The organism is Agrobacterium sp. A3-95, assembly GCF_053521785.1.
Genome location: NZ_JBNWDR010000002.1, coordinates 55625 through 74253, shown reverse-complemented (window position 1 = coordinate 74253; position 18629 = coordinate 55625). Strand labels below are relative to the sequence as shown.

Here is an 18629-nt window from a genome sequence, read left to right as displayed (position 1 = left end):
TGCCAACGCGGCACACAGGCTGACGTATCGATGAATGACAGGCCGGAACTTCCCGGCAAGAATGACTTCGCTATGGCCTTCAAAGCTATCGCGCTGGCCCGTGGATTGTCAGGCGATGCGAAGACCGTAGGCGCGGTTCTGCTTGCACATTTCAATGCCAAGACCGGACAGTGCGACCCCGGAACGGACCGCATTGCGGCCAAGGCTGGCATCAGCACTCGTAACGTTGTGAAGGCCACCAATGCCCTCCACCAGAGCGGACTGGTTGTAAAGACGCGTCACGGTGGGAACGGTTTTCGCAGCAGCTATCAGCCCAACTGGACCAAACTGAGAGAGATTGTTGACGCGTTTGCGAGGGACGATGGGACCGCTGAGATAGTGAACAAACGTGCACATACTCAGTGCACAAACGTTCACTTAGACAGTGAACAAACGTTCACCCTAACTAATATAAGAAACTCACTAAAGGAACTAACTGATAGCGACGGAGCAAGTGGAAGGGCCGAGCCTCTTTCATCGCCAAGACCCGTCAGACCTGTGTCAGCGGATAGGGTTCAAGGGCTTCTGAGAGACAGTCTGCGGAAAGCCCATCGCCCGAAGCCTCAACTACCTTCGGTTGTAGCAGCACAGGAAGCGGCGAGGCATCGGCTTGAGGATGCGATTGCGGCACTGGGCGACACCATGCGTGGCTTCATCGACGAGCGCATGACAGCCGAGATCCAGCAAGAGGCCATCGTTGCGGAAGTGAAACGCCAAGGCGGCGGCATCGCCGTGGTGGTTGAGCGCGTGTCCCAGATGCCGAAGGGAGGGGGGGCATGAAAAGTCTGGAAACCCGCTTCCTCCCGCACCCGCGTCCCCCTCATTCGGAGATTTTTAATTCTCGGCGCGAGTTTTTTGCCGGTCAACCCGTTTCTGCCCCCCAATTCCACACCTCACCGAAAACAAATGCTAGTATTTTCAATAGCTTAAACCGAAGGAGTGCGTGATTTGGGCCGAATTATTCCCGGTTTAGAGCCATTAAATTTCCGCGACCTCTTCGGCAAAGAAATCGCTCAAAAGCCCGATGCGCCAACGGTTTCACTAGACCGCTGCGCGGAATGCGGCTTGGGCTTCCAGCGCGTCCATCGAATGGGTCGGCCCGTGAGGTTTTGCGGCGAAGAATGCCGCCGCGCTCATGCCGCCGGCCAGCGGCGGGAGTGGAACGCTGCCTCGCCGCCAATCCCAGTCACGGCGTGCCGTCGCTGCGCTCAGACCCTCGAAATTCGTGCCGCTGGCCCCGGTCGAGCGCGGCAGTACTGCTCGCGCCGCTGTTTACTCTCCGCTGAAAATCAACCCTATCAAGCCGGAGATTTGTTTGATCTGGCCAACCCGAAACCCAATGAAAACAAGGAAAATGCGATGAATATTCCACTCACTGACGAGGTTCGTGCTCAGCAGTCAAAAGCTGTAGCAAGAGCCGTGGCAAACCTGTTCTCGAAGCTAGATTTTGAGCCTGAAATCGTTTTTGAGGGCGCCGTGCGCGGCGCGGCCGCCGCGATGATGGCGGCCGGTGTTTCTGCGCCTGATGTCGGTCGATTGCTGGAAAACAGCGGAAGATTTATTTCCACGCTTGACCAAGGGAACGACCTGTGACAGCTTTTGTATCGTTACTTGCTTCGCCGTCTTTCCGGCACGTCAAAGCGACACCTGGTATGCAGCGTTACTCTGCCAGGCTGGATCAGCGAAGCATAAGCAGCGCGCATGAGTTACTCTGCGCGGACAGGTACGCCAGGCGCTACCTCCAAGTTTTCCCCAATCTAATCGCTCGACGTGTGTCTGCGCTATTGCGCGATCTCGTGGGCCATTTGGAGGCTCATATGCCTAAATTCGCTTGCGCTGCGGCTCTGCTTTTCCTGTCCGCTTTCCTGATTTTCTCTTTTTTCGGCTCGCCCGCCGAAGCAATGATGGTAGGTGCGTATGCGCCGGATATTCACCACACTGTCACGGCCATGGTCGGCCTTGCGCCTTTGGCCGCGCCGCGCTGCATTTCGAACCGAGTTCTTGCGAGCGGCGGCCCAGCGAGTGTGCTGGCCGAACTGACAACGGCATTCGAAGCCTTCAAAACGAAAAATGATGGCCGTATCGATGGTTTGCAGGCGAACATGCAGAAGGCCCTCGACGATCTCAGCGCCAGCATCGCTGGACAAGGCATGAATGTTTCTCTCGGAATGCCGGAGGATCCTGAATATTCCAAGCTGTTTGCATCGTTCGTCCGCAAAGGTCAGGGCGAAAACGAGATCCAGAACGCCAACGCTTCCGGCCATCGAGCCTCCGTCAATGCGGCAATGTCTGCCGGATCGGCGGGCGACGGCGGGTATCTGGCACCGACAGAGTGGGATCGCAGCGTCAATAAGGCGCTGATAAACGTCAGCCCAATGCGGCGCATTGCCGATGTTGTTCCGACAAGCGTTCGCGCCTATTCGACGGTCTGGAATACATCCGCATGGGGTTCTGGCTGGGTGGGCGAGACTGCGGCCCGGCCACAGACATCGACGACAGAACTGAAACCCCTGATCTTCGACAATGGCGAAATCTACGCCAACCCTGCTATCACCCAGCAACTTCTGGATGACGCTCAATTTAACGTGGAAGAGTGGGTCGCGAACGAAGTAGCGGACACCTTCGCCAAGCAGGAGGGTATTGCCTTCATTTCCGGCGATGGCGTCAACAAGCCGCGTGGATTGCTCACCTACATCGAGGGTGGCGCATCGGCTGACAGGCACCCGGGCGGAAATCTCACAGTGGTGAATAGCGGATCGGCTGCGGCAATCTCTCCCGACGCGCTTATCAGCTTCACTTACAGCCTGCCTGCTCCTTACCGTAACGGCGCGTCATGGCTGATGAACAGCAGCACTGCGGCGCAAATCGCCCTGCTGAAAGATGGTCAGGGCAACTATCTCTGGCGCCCTGGTATCATCATCGGCCAGCCAGCAACCCTGCTCGGTTCCGCCGTCGAGATCGATGAAAACATGCCAAACATCGCGGCCAACGCCTTGCCGATCGCATTCGGCAACTTCAAGGCGGGCTATCTCGTCAATGACCGTATCGGCCAGCGTGTTCTGCGCGACCCCTACACCGCCAAGCCTTACGTGCTGTTCTACATCACGAAGCGGGTAGGCGGCGGCGTCAAGGATCCTAACGCAATCCGCCTGATGAAGATTGCAGCCAACCCGTAATTTCGGCGCGCTCCTATGAGGCCGACGCTCGGCCGATAACGGAAACCACCTCCCTGCGCCGAAATCTCGAAGGGTCAAGGTGGGAAAGCGCGGCGGCTCCTGATCCCCCAGGGGCCGCCATTACTCTAACGAATGGATCTGAAAATGACAGAATTATCAAGAGTATTAGCGGGAGGGATTGCCGCTAACATGTATCTGGGAACAGAGATCGTGTTTCGCCTGGTAGATGTCCTTGTCGCAAAAAACGTTCTGACGGCCAACGAGGGCGCATCAACTATTCGCGCAATTGCCGAAGGCATCAGGAAGGATGCAGGAGACGACAAAAAGGCACAGAGCGCAGTCCATGCTATGGCGTCCGTCCTTGAAAAACAGGCCGCTGCGTTCGTCCGATGACAACATTACAATCTCATCTTGTTAGGAGAATAAAATGAATGCTCCTCGCGGTTCGGAAGTCTGGAGAGATTACGTCGCTGACGGCATCCCCTCATCGGGCTTCAACCATCCTAAAAAAGCAGATGCGCGCGCTTGGGCCGGTTGGGTGGAAACTCTTGTCACATCGGGCGTCCTGTCTTCCGGTCCATGGTTTGCAACAAGGGCAGCGATGACGCTGGTCTATGCAGCGAATACCATTGCCATCGTCTACAACGATGAAACGGCTTCCAACAACGGCCTCTACATCAAGACTGGTGCGTCAGGGTCTGGATCGTGGACGCAGTTGACGTCGTTCCTTCCAGGCTACCAATTTGTAACGGCCTCTCCGACTGACGCCAGCACGGCGAACGCAATTATTGCATCGACATCTCCGCGTCTGCCGGCTGGGGACGGAGTCGCATTGGTAACCCTCGCCATACCGACCACGAATATCACGTCGCCTGTCACAGTTTCCTTCGATGGCGGAGCTGCGCTCACCATCAAGACGCGGACCGGCGAAGATCCGGATGCGGGTGAGATGCAGCAGAATGACGTGGTTGCTGGCTTCGTGTCGGGAGCGACATTCCGTCTGATTTCTGACTTGAACTCGCTTCGCAATTTTCAGTCCGCCAAGGCATGGGCGAACAACGAGGAAGATGCGCCGCTTCCAGCGAGCCTCGGCGGCGATGGCGCGACGACTTTCTCTGCGAAGCACTGGGCTGCGAAAAGTAAAGAGGATGCAGACAGGTCCGATGTCGAGGCCGATCGGTCGGAAGCGGCGCGCGCCGGCTCCGAGTCTGCGCGGGATCAGGCTGCCGGCTACGTCAACGATATCGTGTCGGAAAAGGAAGTGCCGATCACAGCCACCCGCAACGGGATGGAGTCTATTGAATTTCCTGCCGGTATGAACTCGCTGGAAACTCGTGGCTATGCAGTGATGGGTGACGGAGGTCACGCACAGTATGTGCGTGTAGCAGTAGAGCCTTCTCACGGTCTCAGGGTGCGTTCTGTCGACCGGTTTGTGCCGAATGGAACTGTTGATGCCGTGAACGGTGGATGGTGGGAAATTTCGGAGGCCGTTCCATCAGTGCAGCAAGCGGGTTCTCCGCATGACGGAATTAATTCGGATACCGCAGGGCTTGCGAAGATTGCTGCGCTTCCTCGCAAGGATGTCGTCTTCAAAATCCCTCCTGGCGATACCGTTCTCGACCAGAATATTTTCGTACAAGACAGATCGCTTTCCATTGAGGGAGACGGAAGTGGCGTCTCCCGTATTCGGTGCACCGGAGAAGGTGGCTTCAAATTTCTGTCCACTGATACGCTCGAAACGGTCTCTTCCGCGCATCGGGTTAATGTCAGAGGGGTGTCTATCGTTTGCGAAGAGGTACATTCTGCTGCTGGTGAAGGCCGCACGGGATTTGAGGCGGAGTGGTCTTACACCGGCTCTGGAACAATTGAACGTATCGTACTGGACGATGTTGTCGTTAGAGGCGGAGGCCCCGGAAAATGGTGGAAAAAGGGCGTCAGGCTGGTGGATGCCGCTCAGGTCCGGGCAAGCAATCTCAATATTTACAATCAGGACGGCCATCAGGCTTCTTTGGCTGTGGCAGGTTTGGAGATCGTCCGCGACAAAGCCACGAACATTACAGGGTTTGAGCTGAATAACTTCAGATCGTCCCGAACGCAGAACGCCATCCTGATTTCACAGAAGGATGCGTGGATAGGAGATGGCACTGTAGAGGGCTTTACGCTTACAAATGGCGAAGCTGTAAATTGTGCTTATGCAATCCGCGAAGATGTCGAGAGCGGCACGGGAAAATACTTCGATAGCATCAGTATTTCTAACTTCCACTGGAATGCGTCGCGTGCGGGCATTAAAGCCGGTAGAGTTCGTGGACTGAGGTTAGCGCTCAACCACTTCTTCCATCAGAATTTTGGGGATGTTACTCCTGCGCCACTGGAAGCGGCCATCAATATACTTCTGCAGCTCGATGGCTTCTCCTCGATAGCGAACGCATTTACGCGCTACAACACCATCACAACGGCGGCGCCGTGTTTCCTGTTTCCTGATGCAGCAGCGTTGAACTGGGCTAGGATCGAGGGTGGGCAGTTTGCCAACTGGAGAAACCTGGTTGAAAGCCATGGCGCGCTAACCGCCTTGCGCGACAAACTTTTCATTGGACCCGCCACGCTGATCAGCACTCCGCTGCTTGCCGGCTGCGGCTTTCGGGGTAATCAGACGACTATCGGTGGGAACGACAATAAGGCAAATGGCGAAACAATAACGTTTCCGCACAGGTTCGTGGGTGCCCCAATCGTCTCTTGCTGGCATCGAGCAGCAAATGAACCCGTTGTTGTGAAGCCGTACGATATCACTGAGACTGGGTTCAAGGTCTACACCAATTTCACCTCTGGAACTATCCAAGTCGGATGGTCGGCGACCGGCAGCTAGAGCACCCTTTTTCTCACCTATTCCTTTTCCTTGAGGCTGCAAAAATGACTGAATACACCAAAGGCGAAACCCGCGCCCTCGATGTCATCCGCGCCCATATCCGCGAGAACAGGCGCTGCGAGCTTTCCTACATCGAGGTGGCGCAGCTGGCCGGCGTCGGCAAGTCAACGGCGATGTCAGCGGTCTTGAAGGCGGAGGGTGCTGGCGATCTGATCGTCAGGCGAAGGCTTGGAGATCCGCATGTGTTGCGGTTGCCGCAACTGGGGAAAATACCCGGTTGATTGCTGGGGAAATTCCCCACCAGTTTGAGGGTTCGCAAACTTTGCGAACCCTTTTTCAGTGTTAGCGATCTTAATGATGAAGAATTAATAGCTATTCTTGAGTGCTTGGAACACAGTTGCCGCGCTGGCGATAAAGGCCCACAAAGCAAATAGGCCGGAAAAAATCGAGAGCAAGCGGGTTGCGCCGACAGGATTCGTCTTCTTTCGATCGGTAGGAAACTGATCTGTCTTGTAGACCATCAGCGGATTGGCCCATTCGTTATAAATCAAGGTCGCAGCCTGAAAGTTAAGCCAAGCTGCTAATCCAGCGATCAATATGAAGACTATACCTGCGACGTTCCACTGTGCCCCGAGCATTAGTCCCTGCATGAGTTGCGGTTTGCCTGCGTCTTTAATCGTGTTGATTGCGTAAATAGCCCCGCCATGGACTACCAAGCCTGACGCCAGCAGCCATTTGCCATATTCTATGTTGGCCTTGAACGTCGCCTCGCGAGCAGCTTTATAAAACTCGTACTTTTCACGGGCATAGTACTGGTAACGCTCGCGGCGCTTTTCGTCTGTCCAATGCTCAACCAACAAGGATTCGTCAGGATCTTCCATTCTTATGCCTACGGCGCTTTCGTGTTTCGTTTCTCAACAAAAATGCTTGCAAAATGTAGCCTAGGGCTTTGCAGGCCGGACGGATTATTGAAGAATGGTTCCTGTCCGGACAGGTGAGGGAGGATCGGTTGCCGCCGTCCTCCCTCTTCCGGGGTCGCCAGTGTACGGGGAGCAGATCTTTGTTGCGGTTCTAAACGCATCTGCTCTCCGGCACGCGAACATTATGACTCTGGAATCGCTGTGCTTGTCATCAGCTAGGATAACAATCCACAGGCGTTTTGCGATACACGCGCTGTTTCACACAGCAAATGTTCCCATTGCGTTCGATCAGATCGCCAAGTTGGCGATCTGATGACGTTATGATCTGCCATTCAGAATGGCGTCGATCATGTTTTCATCCGGAAGACGGGTGAAAGCGTCGTCCAGTTTGATGCGGTCCCATATAGTGCGGCCATCAACGCGCTTAGGCTTAGGCATGCGGCCATCCTTCACCATCTGGTCGAATTTCGTTATGCCGACGCCGATGTACCTGGCGGCTTCATCGCGTGACATTCCTCGAGGTGGGTAAAAGATTGTCATAGGGATGGTCGGGAGTAATCGATCCCCGCTTCTTTTGTTTCCGTTTTGGGCACGACCGTTATCGTCACATCACCAATCTTTATTTCTATACGGCAGCCAGTGGCGTTAGCCACCTCGGCGGCGCGCATCAGGTCTTGTTTTCGCACAAGGGCTGCTGTCGCCACTACCTCAGATCCTCTTTCAACTTAGCCAGGCGCGCGCTCTGGCTTCGCGTCGGTTTTCCTACTCGGCGTCATCTGCTTTTTTGCTCTTAACTTTTTTCGCTTTGGGCGCATCAGGAATTTTTGTCGGATCCCGCTGGGAAATATCGACCGTTGCGTAAAAGCCGTTATTGCCGACAGCTTGAGCCCAAGGGTCGCCCTTGGCGCGCTCTTCGGCGTTCTCCGTCACATCGCGGATGATAGCCTGCACCTCATCTTCCGTGCTGGGCACATCGGACGGCAGAACCTGCTTCAGATCCTCCGTTTCGCTGTGGTACTCGATGGATGCCAGTGTTTTGCTGGCGAATCCTTTCAAGTTCTCCGGTGCCTGCTGTTCGCTGATGATCATTTGGCAAAGCGATTCGAGAAAAATCAGGTTTTGTTTTCGGGCAACTTCGCTGTGTTCGTTGAGAAGCGCCAACGCGTTCTTGGTCGTCACTAGCCCCGCGATTTGTTGGATGAACTCACGAATCATCTTTTGGTAGCGGTCAATTTCGGCGTTCAGTTTCTCCCTGTCGCCTAGATTGCTGTCGAGGGTAAAGCTCAGGCGCGCAACGATCTCTGCATTCATTGAACGTCCGGCCTTATCGGCCTCCTGAGCGATGCGGTCGCGCATCCCTTCTGGGAAACGCAGATTGAATTGGTCAGATCCTCGGCCAGTCGATTGTTTCATATCGCACCTCTATAGGACCACTGTGATATTATTCGCTTGACGTCAATAGGACTACCGTCCTACTAATATCACCGTAGTCCTATCGGAGTCGCAAATATGAAGACTGGCCGCGAGAGCGATCAATTCCCCTTACGTTTGCCGGATGGCATGCGTGACAAAATTCGGTGTGAGGCCGACAGCAATAATCGGTCGATGAATGCTGAGATTGTTTTCCAGTTGAGCCGCGCATACGCGCAACCTGAAACGCAAAAAGCCCACGCTACGGCCTGAGAACCAGCGTGGGCTTTTCCTAACCTTATGGAAAGGTCACATAATGCGTACGAAGATTAATCAGAAAATGGCCGGTGGCGCAAGTGCCGCCGATCACCTTTGGGAGATCGTTACAGCTAGCGAATTTCTTGAGGGCGATGTCTACAATGCGGCCACTTCGGCAACGATCTTGGAAAACTCTGTCGAACAGATGTTTCGAAACAGTGACGCTGCGAAGTTTACTAAAGATGAGCGGCTTGCCGGTTACCACCTTATCTCTGGTGACGAGCGCCGCTATCTGACTTTTCAGGTCGACGACACAGCTAAACGCTGTCGCGCACTTGAAGAACTTGCCAACAGTCTGTCTTCGCAGCTTTTCGAATTTCGCGACAGGATGAGGGAGGCGGGAGATATCAATGACACTCAGTCCAGCGCCGAATGATCCGTTGCGGCTGGCTGAAGCCGCCAAGTTAGCTTTCCCCGATGGATCGATAACGGAAAACAGCCTGCGCCGGGAGATCCGGCGCGGCAATCTCGCGCGTGAGATCATTGCGGGGAAAATCTACGTCACGCTCAACGACATTGCAGACATGAGGGCAAGATGCCGCGAAAATCCAAGGGGCCACGCCTCTACCTCCGCCGCCGTAAGGGCAGGCCGTCAATCTGGGTCATCCTCGACAGCGGACAGCCTGAAATCAGCACAGGCTGCGGCGAACTTAATCGCACAGGCGCTGAAAAATCCCTCGCAGATTACCTAGCGGCCAAACACAAGCCGGAATGGCGCACTGGCGAACCTCACGAAGTCTCAATCGCGGATGTGCTGGGTTATTACGGAACTGAGAAGGCCGTCACTCACGCGCATCCTGAGCTTGTCGGATACCACATGACCCCGCTGCTCGAATTCTTCGGGGAGAGCATGTGCGACTGGCTGGACGCATCGTCCTGCCGCCAATATGTAGCTGGCCGTGCAGCTGGAAAGATAGGCAGGCGCAAGGTGCAGCCGACGACTGCGCGCCGCGAGCTGGAAACGCTTCAAGCGGCGCTGCGCTTCTGCCGTAAAGAGAAGAAACTTTCGGTTGATATCGATCTGACGTTTCCAGAGAAGGCGGAGGCGCGCCAACGCTGGCTGACACGCTCAGAGGTCGCCGGATTGATCGGCGGGGCGCTCGGCTTCACTGTGATCGCCTGCGACGTAAAAACGCGCCAGCCGGTCAAATGGGGGCGAATGTTTCGCCCTTCCTATCACGTCGCGCGTTTTATCCTGATCGGCCTCTACACGGCGACGAGGCACGAAGCCATCCTTGCCATGCGCTGGAAAGCAACCACAAAGGGCGGCTGGTTCGATCTCGCCGGCGGCGTCATGTATCGGCGCGGCCAAGGCCAGAAAGAAACCAACAAGCGCAGGCCAGCGGTTCCCATCGCGGAAAACCTCGCACCTCATCTTGAGCGTTGGTGCCGCCTCACAGTGAACGGCCCTGTCGAGTATCACGGGCGATTGATCCAGAAAGAGCGCAAGGGCTTCGAGCGGGCGCGCATTCTGGCTGGTCTCGACGACGATGTTACGCCCCACGTCCTCAAGCACACATACATCACCTGGGCGATGCAACGCGGCATTCCGATCTGGGAAGTCGCAGGCTTCACCGGCACGTCAGAGAAAACGATTCGTGACGTGTATGGACACCACCACCCCGACGCCATGCCGAACGCCAAGAGGCGATTTCGTGGGCACAGTTTGGGCAATCGATAGGAAAGGAAGTGCGGGTTATGTCGTCAACCTCGCAAACGCCTGATAAATCAGGTAATCGGATGGTGGGCGTGACAGGGATTGAACCTGTGACCCCTACGATGTCAACGTAGTGCTCTCCCGCTGAGCTACACGCCCTCCGTGGCGGCGGATAGACCACAAAACCGGTTCATGCGTCAACTGCTTTTTTTCGGTTTTGTGAAGGTTTTTTGAGACCCCTTACGCCACAAGGAGTTTGTTGACCTCATCCACCAGATCGCGAAGATGGAACGGCTTGGAAAGCACCTTGGCATCCTTTGGAGCCTTCGAATCGGCGTTCAGCGCGACGGCCGCAAAGCCGGTGATGAACATGACTTTCAGGTCGGGGTCGAGTTCAGTCGCGCGCCGGGCCAACTCGATGCCATCCATTTCGGGCATGACGATATCTGTCAGCAACAGCGAGAAAGGCTCTTCGCGAAGCCGGTCGTAAGCGCTTGCGCCATTGTCGAAGGAAGAAACCTTGTAACCGGCTTTTTCCAGCGCCTTGACGAGAAAGCGGCGCATATCGTTATCGTCTTCAGCGAGAAGAATTTTCTGATTCATCATAAGTGACCGTAACTGCTCAATGTTTGAGATACCCTAGCCCGATTATAGGATTTTCACGGTAAATATCATGTGAACACAAGAATCGGTATAGCGCTGCATGGTCGATAGTATGGACTTGCCGCACCGTAACTGGCAACATGAACATCCTGATAGTTTACGACATGGTAAATGGCACTGAATGGACTGGATAACGGGTGAATACGAGCTGTTCGAAGTAACGGAACCTGCCGTTCAAACCCTGCCATTCGTCTATAATTCACCCCATAGCGGTCGCTGTTACCCCATCTCCTTTCTGGAATCGGCGCGGCTTGATTCGCACGAGATCCGGCGCTCGGAAGATCATTTCGTTGACGAGCTGTTCGCCGCTGCGCCCGACATCGGTGCGCCGCTGCTGAAAGCCAATTTTCCCCGCGCGTATCTCGACGTCAATCGCGAGCCCTACGAGCTTGATCCGCGCATGTTCGAAGGCACTCTGCCTCCCTACGCCAATATCGGCTCCATGCGGGTTGCCGGCGGCCTGGGAACGGTACCCCGTATCGTCGCCGAGAATATGGACATCTATGCCCACCGCCTGCCGGTCGACGAGGCGCTGTCACGGATCGAGACGATTTACAAACCCTACCACGCCTGCCTGCGCCGGCTGCTGTCACGCACCCACGCCAATTTCGGCATGGCGGTACTGATCGATTGCCATTCGATGCCGGGCAATATCCGCGTTGCCGGCTCAAACCTGCGGCCGGATGTCATTATAGGCGATCGCTACGGCACCAGTGCTTCCCAGGAGGTCTCCCGCGCCGCCCTGCATTTTCTTGAAGAACTGGGTTTCGTTGCGGTCTGCAACAAGCCCTATGCCGGCGGCTTCATCACGGAACATTACGGGCGACCGATCCGCTCTCTTCACGCGCTCCAGATCGAGGTCAATCGGGCGCTGTACGTCGATGAAAAAACGCTTTCGAAGAAAGCAGATTTTCCCGCCATTCAGGCATCGCTTGAAATCTTCATGCGCCAGCTCGGCGCTTTTGTTTCGGAATACGCGATCGAAACCTCGCTCGCCGCCGAATAACACATCAAATTCCAGGATATTTCAGACCTCTGTTCCAGACAGCCTGGCCACGCGCCGGGCAAAAAAAACCGCGCCTTGGCGCGGTCAAGTCTAGGGAGGAAACACCCAAGGAGGGTATTTACAGTCAAAGACTGCAGGGTCACGCTACGCATTATATGCACAATTGTCAATCATTTTATTTTATGCACTTTTTTTAGGCTTATGATGAAAATTTGGAATCGGCCTTGCTTGCATCCGTACGTGTGGACGGCGGGTGCAATTCCGGTCTATGCATTTCGCCATACAATTCAGGCCCAATAATTCAGGCAATGAGGTTTCGCATGCTGCCCGACCGGGATTTCTTCTTCAAACTTGCCGAAGCCGCCAGCGCTGAAACGCTTCCCCGCTTCCGCACAGGCATTGCCGTCACCAACAAGGAGGACGGCGGCTATGATCCGGTGACGGAAGGCGATCAGGCAGCAGAAAGCGCCATTCGCGCCCTCATCGAGGCACGTTTCCCGCAACACGGCATTCTGGGTGAAGAACACGGCAATGTCGGTCTCGATCGCGAACATATCTGGGTTATCGATCCGATTGACGGCACACGCGCCTTCATTTCCGGCGTGCCGGTCTGGGGCACGCTGATCGGCTTCCAGTCGGCCGGTCGCGCTTCGATGGGCATAATGGATCAGCCCTTCACGAAAGAGCGTTATTTCGCCGACGGCGAGGCCGCATGGTATTTCGGGCCGGATGGTGAACGCAAGATCCGCACGCGCGAATGCGCTTCGCTGTCGGATGCTGTGCTGTTCACCACGACACCCCATATCTTCACGGCGGAAGAAAAGCCCCTTTACGACAAGGTACAGGATCAGGTTCGCCTTTTCCGTTATGGCGTGGATTGTTACGCCTATTGCCTGCTTGCCGCCGGCCATGTCGATCTGGTGATCGAATCGGGCCTGAAGCCCTATGATGTCGGCGCGCTCATTCCGGTGATCGAACAGGCAGGTGGCATCATCACCACCTGGGATGGGGGTCGTCCGGAAAATGGCGGCCGCATTCTGGCAGCCGGTTCCAAAGCCGTGCACGAACAGGCGCTCGCCATTCTTTCAAAACTGTAGATGGTACGACTGACGGGGATGGCGCAAACCGCGCCATCCCCGTCATCGCCGCGTCATTCCGGCGCGAAAAAGGCGTCAATGGCCGCCAGCGCCTGTTTGCGGAAAACGTCGCGCTCATGCAGCAATTCATGGCGAGCACCGGTTATGGGAAGAAGCTGCGCCGCGCGGAAGTTGCGCGAGAGTTCCTCCTGCGCCTTATAGGGCGTGATCGTATCCAGCATCGGCGCAAGAATGAGGGTGGGAATGGTTATGTCCGTTAGATGGTCCTGACGGGTCACCCGACCCATCGTTTTCAGCGCTTCATAAACCCATCGCGCTGTCGGTGCGCCGATGAAGAGTTCCGGAAATTGCCGATGCAGCGCAAGATTTCTGGCGAAACGTCTGGCGTCAGAGGTCAGCGGGTTGCCATCGAAATCCCGTTCGCGCTGATCCCTGCCGAGCTGAAGCTTTCCAAGACCCAACAGGCTTAAAGCGGTCGCGACCAGCCGGATGACGGACGAAGGAACGGATTGCTGGCTGTCCAGCTCGATAAAGGGCGAACAAAGCGCCAGACGGTCGATCCTGTTCGACAGGCCGGGTGCTGCGGCCAGTGCTGCAAGTGCGCCGGTTGAATGCGCGATCATGAAGAATGGCAGCCGGGTATCCGGCAGCACCACCTGTTCGAGAAACAAACTTATATCGCGCTTGTAGTCGGAAAAACGTCGTACATGCCCGGCGCCTGGCTTCTTCAGCAGCCGTTCGGAACCGCCCTGCCCGCGCGTATCGAAGGTCGCGACCCAGAATCCCATGGCCGTCAGATCGCTGACGGTCTCGAAATATTTCTCGATACATTCGTTGCGACCATGCAGCAGAACCACGGTTCCGCGCGCAATGTGTCGGCTGGCGCGGAAGATCGCGTATCGAAGCTGTTTGCCGCCGTGGCCGGTGAAATAACCGACGGTATGGTTGCCGGGAACCGGGTTGTCTTCGCTCTCGCGTAATGTGGCTTCGATCATCGGTCTTTTCCGGCTTCTCTGCCTTTTCGGGATAGGTCGGCGGCGGCGGAAGGTCAAAGAAAAAATTGCCGGAACCGTCGGTTAAAGCAGTCGCGGTTCCGGCGAATAGGACAGAAGAAGAAGGGACGTTATTGCTTCTGCCACGGAGCATGTCTCCGATGACGGATATTTATGGCTCTCAAACTGAACGATGCTGGAACCGGATGTTCAGCGATGGTTCATCTTGTTGTCGCCCTTTCCGCTTTAAAGCGCCCCCTTGACGGAGCGCCAAGCCATTCCCATCTCATTCATGCGGCCGCCAGAACGGGGCCGCGCCATATGTCCGGCCGTCGCCAGAAAGGGACGCCGGATCAACCGCAAACAGTCGCTTCATAAGGAGGACACCATGCGTCACGTCGATTTTTCCCCCCTCTATCGCTCCACCGTCGGTTTCGACCGTCTTTTTTCGATGCTCGACGGCCTCGGCCAGCCCGAACAGGCCCAGTCCTATCCGCCCTATAACATCGAGCGGACGGGTGAAAACGCCTATCGTATAACCATGGCGGTTGCAGGTTTCGATGAAACGGAACTCAGCATAGAATCCCGTGCCAATACGCTGACGGTGAAAGCCGAGAAGGCTGCAGATGAGAAGTCGTCTGAAGGCGAGTTCCTGTATCGCGGCATTGCCACGCGCGCTTTCGAACGCCGCTTCCAGATGGCTGATCATGTCGAAGTCCAGACCGCTTCCCTGAAGAATGGTCTGCTTCACATCGATCTCGTCCGCAATATTCCGGAAGCCATGAAACCGCGCCGTATCGCGATCTCCTCCGACAGCGCAGATGCGCCGAAGACGATCGAGGCACAGATCACGCCGGCCCAGGTCAACTAAGCCGATCCGGATATCAAACGAACGGCCCCGTTAAGGGGCCGTTTTTGTTTGCCGAAAATTCAGCCCTCAGCGGGTGGATACTGCCGCGCCTTCCGCAGCGACAGTTTCCGTTATCGCTGCTTTTTCATGGGCCTTGCGGGCATAACGCTGGGCCAGCACTGCGCAGACCATCAGCTGAATCTGATGGAAGAGCATGATTGGCAATACGATTGCGCCGATGCTCTGGCCGGCGAAGATCGCTCCTGCCATGGGCACGCCGCTGGCAAGGCTCTTCTTCGACCCGCAGAAGGTGATGGTGATTTCATCCGCCTTGTCGAAACCGAGCGCCCGGCTGCCGAACATCGTCACGCAGAGAACAAGCGCCAGAAGAACGATATTGATGCCGATGACAACGCCGATATCGCGCACGGAAAACGTCTGCCATATGCCTTCGATAACTGCTTCGGAGAAGGCAAGATAGACCACCATCAGGATGGAACCGCGATCGACCGGCGACAGCAATTTCTTGCGTGCCCTGATCCAGTCACCGATCCACGGCTGCAGCACCTGGCCGGCGATGAAGGGCAAGAGCAGTTGCAGGAAGATTTGCAGGAACGCATCCAGCGAAAATCCACCACCATGGCCACCGACCGTGAACAGCAGCCCGACCAGCAGCGGCGTCAGCACCATGCCGAAAATATTCGAGGCGGAGGCTGAACAGATCGCGGCAGGCACGTTTCCGCCTGCCATGGATGTGAAGGCGATGGACGATTGCACCGTCGACGGCAGGACGCAGAGAAACAGCACACCCATATAAAGCGGTGCCGGCAGAATGCTCTCGGGAATGAAACCGATCGCCACGCCCAGCAATGGGAAAAGGCCGAAGGTGACGAGAAGGATCGCCATGTGCAGGCGCCAGTGCAAGATACCCGCAATCACCACATCCCGCGACAGCCGCGCGCCGTGGAGAAAAAACAGCAATGCGATTGCAAGTTTCGTGGCAAGCCCGAAATACACCGCTGGCTGTCCGCTGATCGGCAAAAGGGAAGCCAGGATCACGGTGGCCACCAGCATCATGGTGAAACGGTCAGGCAGGAAGCGGGTCATGGGAGGTCTTTCCGACATCGGTTTTTCTTGAAATATCCCATACTATCGCTCATCATGAATTCGGATGCAAAGACTAACAGTTATCACGATATGAGATAAATGCTGAACCTTCAACATCTTGCCAGCTTCGTGATGCTTCAGCAAACCGGCAGCTTCACGCTGGCTGCGGAGCGGCTGGGCATCGGCCAATCCACCGTCAGCCAGCATATTCAGCGGCTTGAGGCGGCACTTGGCCGTCGGTTGATTGCGCGCAGCACCCATCAGGTGAAGCTGACGGGCGAAGGCGAGGCGCTGCTCGGTTATGCCCGCAATATGCTGGAGATCGACAGCAGGGTTTCATCGCTGTTCAGCGAAAATCGCCTGCGCGGGCGCTTAAGGCTCGGCGTTTCCGAGGATTTCGTCGCCAGCCGGCTCACCGCCATTCTGGAAGAATTCATCCGCCTCTATCCCTTGGTCGATCTGGAGCTGACGGTGTCGCTGAGCGGCGTGCTTTACCAGATGCAGGATAATGGCGAGTTGGACGTCGTGCTCGCGAAACGTCGACTCGGTGATAAGCTCGGCCACTTCCTGTACCGCGAACCTCTGGTATGGCTCGCGCGTGACCCGGAGCGAATGCTGAGCCAACCGGACGCCCTGCCGTTGATCGCCTTTCCGCCGCCAAGCATTACTCGAAAGGCGGCACAGGAAGCGCTGGATCGGGCAGGTCTCGCGTGGCGGATCGTCTGCACCTGTGGCAGCCTTAGCGGACTGACCGCTGCCGCAAGGGCGGGCATGGGGATCCTCGTGCAACCGCGCAGCATGGCGCCAGCCGGCCTCAGGGAGATTGCGGCTGATGTGCTGCCGGCGCTCGAAGACGTGGAATTCGTGCTTCAGCCAAGTAAGGGCGCGGACACAAAACTGGTGCGCGCCCTTTCCGATCTGGTATCCAGCAAGAGCATCGCACCGGGCAGTTTTGCGTAAAAAAGACGCTTGCTTGCGTCAATCTTCCCGTTTCGAGAGGCAGCGGCCAACACTATCACGCCACCCCGCGATGGCGCTCTTACGCTCCGTCTCATCCATATCTGGCAGAAAACGGCGATCCCGTTTCCAATGGGCGGCAAAGGCCTCCCGGTCCGGCCAGATGCCGGCGCGCGATGCTGCGAGCCATGCCGCACCGAGAATGGTGGTTTCCAGGAATACCGGCCGGTCGACTGGTGCAGCGAGAATGTCCGCCAGCCGCTGCATGGTCCAATCCGAGGCAACCATGCCGCCATCGACCCGGAGCACCGTCTTGCCATTGTCGCCCGCCCAGTCGTTGCGCATGGCGTCCAGAAGATCGAAGGTCTGATAGGCGACACTTTCGAGAGCCGCACGGGCAAACTCCGCAGGGCCGGTGCCACGCGTCAGGCCGAAAATCGCGCCCCGCGCTTCGGCATCCCAATAGGGCGCGCCAAGGCCGGTGAAGGCCGGCACGAGATAAACCCGCTGCTTGGGATCAGCCTTTTCGGCAAGCGCGCTGACTTCAGACGCGACCGATATGAAACCGAGCTCATCGCGCAGCCATTGCACGGCAGCGCCGGCAATAAAGATCGAGCCTTCAAGCGCATAGGTCGTCACGCCATCGAGGCGATAGGCAATGGTCGTCAGCAGCCGGTTTGTCGAGGCGACCCGGTCGGTGCCGGTATTGAGAAGCGCAAAGCAGCCGGTGCCATAGGTCGATTTCATCATGCCGGGTTCGAAGCAAGCGTTACCGATAACGGCAGCCTGCTGATCACCGGCGACGCCGAGGATCGGAATTTCCGCGCCCAGAAGCGCCTTGTCCGTTACGCCGAAATCGGCGGCGCAATCAAGCACCTCCGGCAGCATGGCGCGGGGAATGTCGAGGATGGACAGCAATTCGTCATCCCAGGCATTGTCCTCTATATTGTAGATCAGCGTTCGCGAGGCATTGGTAGCGTCGGTCACATGGCGGCGACCGCCGGTGAGGCGATAGATCAGGAAACTGTCGACCGTGCCGAAGCAGATTTCGCCCTTCACGGCTTTTTCGCGAAGGCCACTGACGCTGTCGAGAAGCCATTTCAGCTTCGTGCCGGAAAAGTAGGGGTCGAGCAGCAGACCGGTCTTTTTCGAAAAGAGCGGCTCCAGCCCTCTTCGTTTCAGATCCTCGCAAATTGGTGCAGCACGGCGATCCTGCCAGACAACAGCCCGATGCAAGGCCTCACCCGTATTACGGTCCCACAGCACAGTCGTTTCGCGCTGGTTGGTGATGCCGATCGCCTCGATATCGGAAGCGGCGATGCCGGCATCGGCAAGCGCCAGCCGGATTGTTTCAAGCACGCTTTTCCAGATATCCTCGGCATCGTGTTCGACCCAGCCGGAGGCCGGGAAATGCTGCGGAAATTCTCGCTGGCCGACACCGATGACCCGCATGTCGCGATCAAAGACCATCGACCTTGTCGATGTCGTCCCCTGATCGATCGCCAGAATATAACCGCCCATTATGTCACTCCCTTTCAAACGCAATGACGGGGCGGCAAAGCCGCCCCGGTTTA

Annotated in this window: 20 protein-coding genes, 1 tRNA gene and 1 pseudogene; 14 read left to right on the top strand and 8 right to left on the bottom strand. The window is 56.5% G+C overall.

From position 1 onward, the window contains the following. Nucleotides 1-30: 30 nt before the first annotated feature. From ACQZ5Y_RS05870 to ACQZ5Y_RS05840, 7 genes and pseudogenes are all read left to right on the top strand, one after another. Nucleotides 31-207: pseudogene (locus tag ACQZ5Y_RS05870) on the top strand (hypothetical protein); the annotation flags it as partial. 330 nt (nucleotides 208-537) lie between these two features. Continuing rightward, nucleotides 538-819 carry a hypothetical protein gene (locus tag ACQZ5Y_RS05865; protein ID WP_174060157.1) on the top strand — a complete coding sequence of 94 codons (282 nt, stop codon included), beginning with the start codon at nucleotides 538-540 and terminating at the stop codon, nucleotides 817-819. Between the two features lie 168 nt (nucleotides 820-987). Continuing rightward, nucleotides 988-1632, top strand: a complete 645-nt coding sequence (locus tag ACQZ5Y_RS05860; RefSeq protein ID WP_174060158.1) for a hypothetical protein — start codon at nucleotides 988-990, stop codon at nucleotides 1630-1632. Nucleotides 1633-1856: 224 nt separating this feature from the next. After that, the gene (locus ACQZ5Y_RS05855; RefSeq protein WP_174060159.1) at nucleotides 1857-3215 is read left to right on the top strand and encodes a phage major capsid protein; all 1359 of its coding nucleotides are present in this window, start codon (nucleotides 1857-1859) and stop codon (nucleotides 3213-3215) included. 144 nt (nucleotides 3216-3359) lie between these two features. Next, nucleotides 3360-3608, top strand: a complete 249-nt coding sequence (locus ACQZ5Y_RS05850; protein ID WP_174060160.1) for a hypothetical protein — start codon at nucleotides 3360-3362, stop codon at nucleotides 3606-3608. A gap of 34 nt (nucleotides 3609-3642) precedes the next feature. Next, nucleotides 3643-6078, top strand: coding sequence for a hypothetical protein (locus tag ACQZ5Y_RS05845; protein WP_174060161.1), 2436 nt, complete (start codon nucleotides 3643-3645; stop codon nucleotides 6076-6078). Nucleotides 6079-6122: 44 nt separating this feature from the next. Then, entirely contained in the window at nucleotides 6123-6359 is a 237-nt protein-coding gene (locus ACQZ5Y_RS05840) for a hypothetical protein (RefSeq protein WP_174060162.1), read from the top strand. A gap of 84 nt (nucleotides 6360-6443) precedes the next feature. Here the strand turns inward: ACQZ5Y_RS05840 and ACQZ5Y_RS05835 are convergent, their stop codons facing one another. From ACQZ5Y_RS05835 to ACQZ5Y_RS05825, 3 genes are all read right to left on the bottom strand, one after another. Beyond that, nucleotides 6444-6959: a hypothetical protein gene (locus ACQZ5Y_RS05835; protein ID WP_113291630.1), complete on the bottom strand. Its 516-nt coding sequence runs from the start codon at nucleotides 6957-6959 to the stop codon at nucleotides 6444-6446. Nucleotides 6960-7316: 357 nt separating this feature from the next. Next, nucleotides 7317-7538, bottom strand: coding sequence for a helix-turn-helix transcriptional regulator (locus ACQZ5Y_RS05830; RefSeq protein WP_174060163.1), 222 nt, complete (start codon nucleotides 7536-7538; stop codon nucleotides 7317-7319). Between the two features lie 222 nt (nucleotides 7539-7760). After that, complete coding sequence (locus tag ACQZ5Y_RS05825; RefSeq protein WP_174060164.1) at nucleotides 7761-8411, bottom strand: Arc family DNA-binding protein; 651 nt, start codon at nucleotides 8409-8411, stop codon at nucleotides 7761-7763. A gap of 96 nt (nucleotides 8412-8507) precedes the next feature. Between ACQZ5Y_RS05825 and ACQZ5Y_RS05820 the strand changes: the two genes are divergently transcribed. The 3 genes from ACQZ5Y_RS05820 (at nucleotide 8508) to ACQZ5Y_RS05810 (ending at nucleotide 10407) form a co-directional block, all read left to right on the top strand. Continuing rightward, nucleotides 8508-8681, top strand: a complete 174-nt coding sequence (locus ACQZ5Y_RS05820) for an Arc family DNA-binding protein (RefSeq protein ID WP_174060165.1) — start codon at nucleotides 8508-8510, stop codon at nucleotides 8679-8681. Between the two features lie 43 nt (nucleotides 8682-8724). Beyond that, nucleotides 8725-9102 (top strand): hypothetical protein, encoded by a 378-nt coding sequence (locus ACQZ5Y_RS05815; protein ID WP_174060166.1) that lies wholly within the window; start codon nucleotides 8725-8727, stop codon nucleotides 9100-9102. Nucleotides 9103-9261: 159 nt separating this feature from the next. Then, nucleotides 9262-10407, top strand: coding sequence for a site-specific integrase (locus ACQZ5Y_RS05810; protein ID WP_174060167.1), 1146 nt, complete (start codon nucleotides 9262-9264; stop codon nucleotides 10405-10407). A 60-nt stretch (nucleotides 10408-10467) separates the two neighbouring features. On the opposite strand, the gene ACQZ5Y_RS05805 is transcribed toward ACQZ5Y_RS05810, so the two are convergent. Continuing rightward, nucleotides 10468-10542, bottom strand: a tRNA-Val gene (locus tag ACQZ5Y_RS05805). Nucleotides 10543-10623: 81 nt separating this feature from the next. After that, nucleotides 10624-10986: a cell cycle two-component system response regulator CpdR gene (gene cpdR, locus ACQZ5Y_RS05800; protein WP_003497910.1), complete on the bottom strand. Its 363-nt coding sequence runs from the start codon at nucleotides 10984-10986 to the stop codon at nucleotides 10624-10626. A gap of 181 nt (nucleotides 10987-11167) precedes the next feature. Between cpdR and ACQZ5Y_RS05795 the strand changes: the two genes are divergently transcribed. Then, a complete protein-coding gene (locus ACQZ5Y_RS05795) occupies nucleotides 11168-12052 on the top strand; it encodes an N-formylglutamate amidohydrolase (RefSeq protein ID WP_003511568.1) in 885 nt (294 codons plus the stop codon). 320 nt (nucleotides 12053-12372) lie between these two features. After that, the gene (gene hisN / locus ACQZ5Y_RS05790) at nucleotides 12373-13149 is read left to right on the top strand and encodes a histidinol-phosphatase (protein WP_003511569.1); all 777 of its coding nucleotides are present in this window, start codon (nucleotides 12373-12375) and stop codon (nucleotides 13147-13149) included. Nucleotides 13150-13202: 53 nt separating this feature from the next. Here hisN and ACQZ5Y_RS05785 read toward each other — a convergent pair whose 3' ends face one another. Further along, complete coding sequence (locus tag ACQZ5Y_RS05785) at nucleotides 13203-14144, bottom strand: alpha/beta fold hydrolase (RefSeq protein WP_003511570.1); 942 nt, start codon at nucleotides 14142-14144, stop codon at nucleotides 13203-13205. A 385-nt stretch (nucleotides 14145-14529) separates the two neighbouring features. On the opposite strand from ACQZ5Y_RS05785, the gene hspL reads away from it, so the two are divergent. Beyond that, nucleotides 14530-15012 carry a heat shock protein HspL gene (gene hspL, locus ACQZ5Y_RS05780; RefSeq protein WP_019564988.1) on the top strand — a complete coding sequence of 161 codons (483 nt, stop codon included), beginning with the start codon at nucleotides 14530-14532 and terminating at the stop codon, nucleotides 15010-15012. 66 nt (nucleotides 15013-15078) lie between these two features. On the opposite strand, the gene ACQZ5Y_RS05775 is transcribed toward hspL, so the two are convergent. Then, nucleotides 15079-16098: a bile acid:sodium symporter family protein gene (locus ACQZ5Y_RS05775; RefSeq protein ID WP_025595317.1), complete on the bottom strand. Its 1020-nt coding sequence runs from the start codon at nucleotides 16096-16098 to the stop codon at nucleotides 15079-15081. Nucleotides 16099-16197: 99 nt separating this feature from the next. On the opposite strand from ACQZ5Y_RS05775, the gene ACQZ5Y_RS05770 reads away from it, so the two are divergent. Then, the gene (locus tag ACQZ5Y_RS05770; protein ID WP_003511576.1) at nucleotides 16198-17058 is read left to right on the top strand and encodes a LysR substrate-binding domain-containing protein; all 861 of its coding nucleotides are present in this window, start codon (nucleotides 16198-16200) and stop codon (nucleotides 17056-17058) included. A gap of 18 nt (nucleotides 17059-17076) precedes the next feature. On the opposite strand, the gene glpK is transcribed toward ACQZ5Y_RS05770, so the two are convergent. Beyond that, on the bottom strand, nucleotides 17077-18576 hold the full coding sequence (gene glpK / locus ACQZ5Y_RS05765; protein WP_174060168.1) for a glycerol kinase GlpK: 1500 nt from the start codon (nucleotides 18574-18576) through the stop codon (nucleotides 17077-17079). Nucleotides 18577-18629 lie beyond the last annotated feature (53 nt).

Coding starts and splice junctions, on each gene's coding strand:
- ACQZ5Y_RS05855 (WP_174060159.1), top strand. CDS start 1,857: ATGCCTAAATTCGCTTGCGCTGCGGCTCTGCTTTTCCTGTCCGCTTTC.
- ACQZ5Y_RS05850 (WP_174060160.1), top strand. CDS start 3,360: ATGACAGAATTATCAAGAGTATTAGCGGGAGGGATTGCCGCTAACATG.
- ACQZ5Y_RS05845 (WP_174060161.1), top strand. CDS start 3,643: ATGAATGCTCCTCGCGGTTCGGAAGTCTGGAGAGATTACGTCGCTGAC.
- ACQZ5Y_RS05840 (WP_174060162.1), top strand. CDS start 6,123: ATGACTGAATACACCAAAGGCGAAACCCGCGCCCTCGATGTCATCCGC.
- ACQZ5Y_RS05835 (WP_113291630.1), bottom strand. CDS start 6,959: ATGGAAGATCCTGACGAATCCTTGTTGGTTGAGCATTGGACAGACGAA.
- ACQZ5Y_RS05830 (WP_174060163.1), bottom strand. CDS start 7,538: ATGACAATCTTTTACCCACCTCGAGGAATGTCACGCGATGAAGCCGCC.
- ACQZ5Y_RS05825 (WP_174060164.1), bottom strand. CDS start 8,411: ATGAAACAATCGACTGGCCGAGGATCTGACCAATTCAATCTGCGTTTC.
- ACQZ5Y_RS05820 (WP_174060165.1), top strand. CDS start 8,508: ATGAAGACTGGCCGCGAGAGCGATCAATTCCCCTTACGTTTGCCGGAT.
- ACQZ5Y_RS05815 (WP_174060166.1), top strand. CDS start 8,725: ATGCGTACGAAGATTAATCAGAAAATGGCCGGTGGCGCAAGTGCCGCC.
- ACQZ5Y_RS05810 (WP_174060167.1), top strand. CDS start 9,262: ATGCCGCGAAAATCCAAGGGGCCACGCCTCTACCTCCGCCGCCGTAAG.
- cpdR (WP_003497910.1), bottom strand. CDS start 10,986: ATGAATCAGAAAATTCTTCTCGCTGAAGACGATAACGATATGCGCCGC.
- ACQZ5Y_RS05795 (WP_003511568.1), top strand. CDS start 11,168: ATGGACTGGATAACGGGTGAATACGAGCTGTTCGAAGTAACGGAACCT.
- hisN (WP_003511569.1), top strand. CDS start 12,373: ATGCTGCCCGACCGGGATTTCTTCTTCAAACTTGCCGAAGCCGCCAGC.
- ACQZ5Y_RS05785 (WP_003511570.1), bottom strand. CDS start 14,144: ATGATCGAAGCCACATTACGCGAGAGCGAAGACAACCCGGTTCCCGGC.
- hspL (WP_019564988.1), top strand. CDS start 14,530: ATGCGTCACGTCGATTTTTCCCCCCTCTATCGCTCCACCGTCGGTTTC.
- ACQZ5Y_RS05775 (WP_025595317.1), bottom strand. CDS start 16,098: ATGACCCGCTTCCTGCCTGACCGTTTCACCATGATGCTGGTGGCCACC.
- ACQZ5Y_RS05770 (WP_003511576.1), top strand. CDS start 16,198: ATGCTGAACCTTCAACATCTTGCCAGCTTCGTGATGCTTCAGCAAACC.
- glpK (WP_174060168.1), bottom strand. CDS start 18,576: ATGGGCGGTTATATTCTGGCGATCGATCAGGGGACGACATCGACAAGG.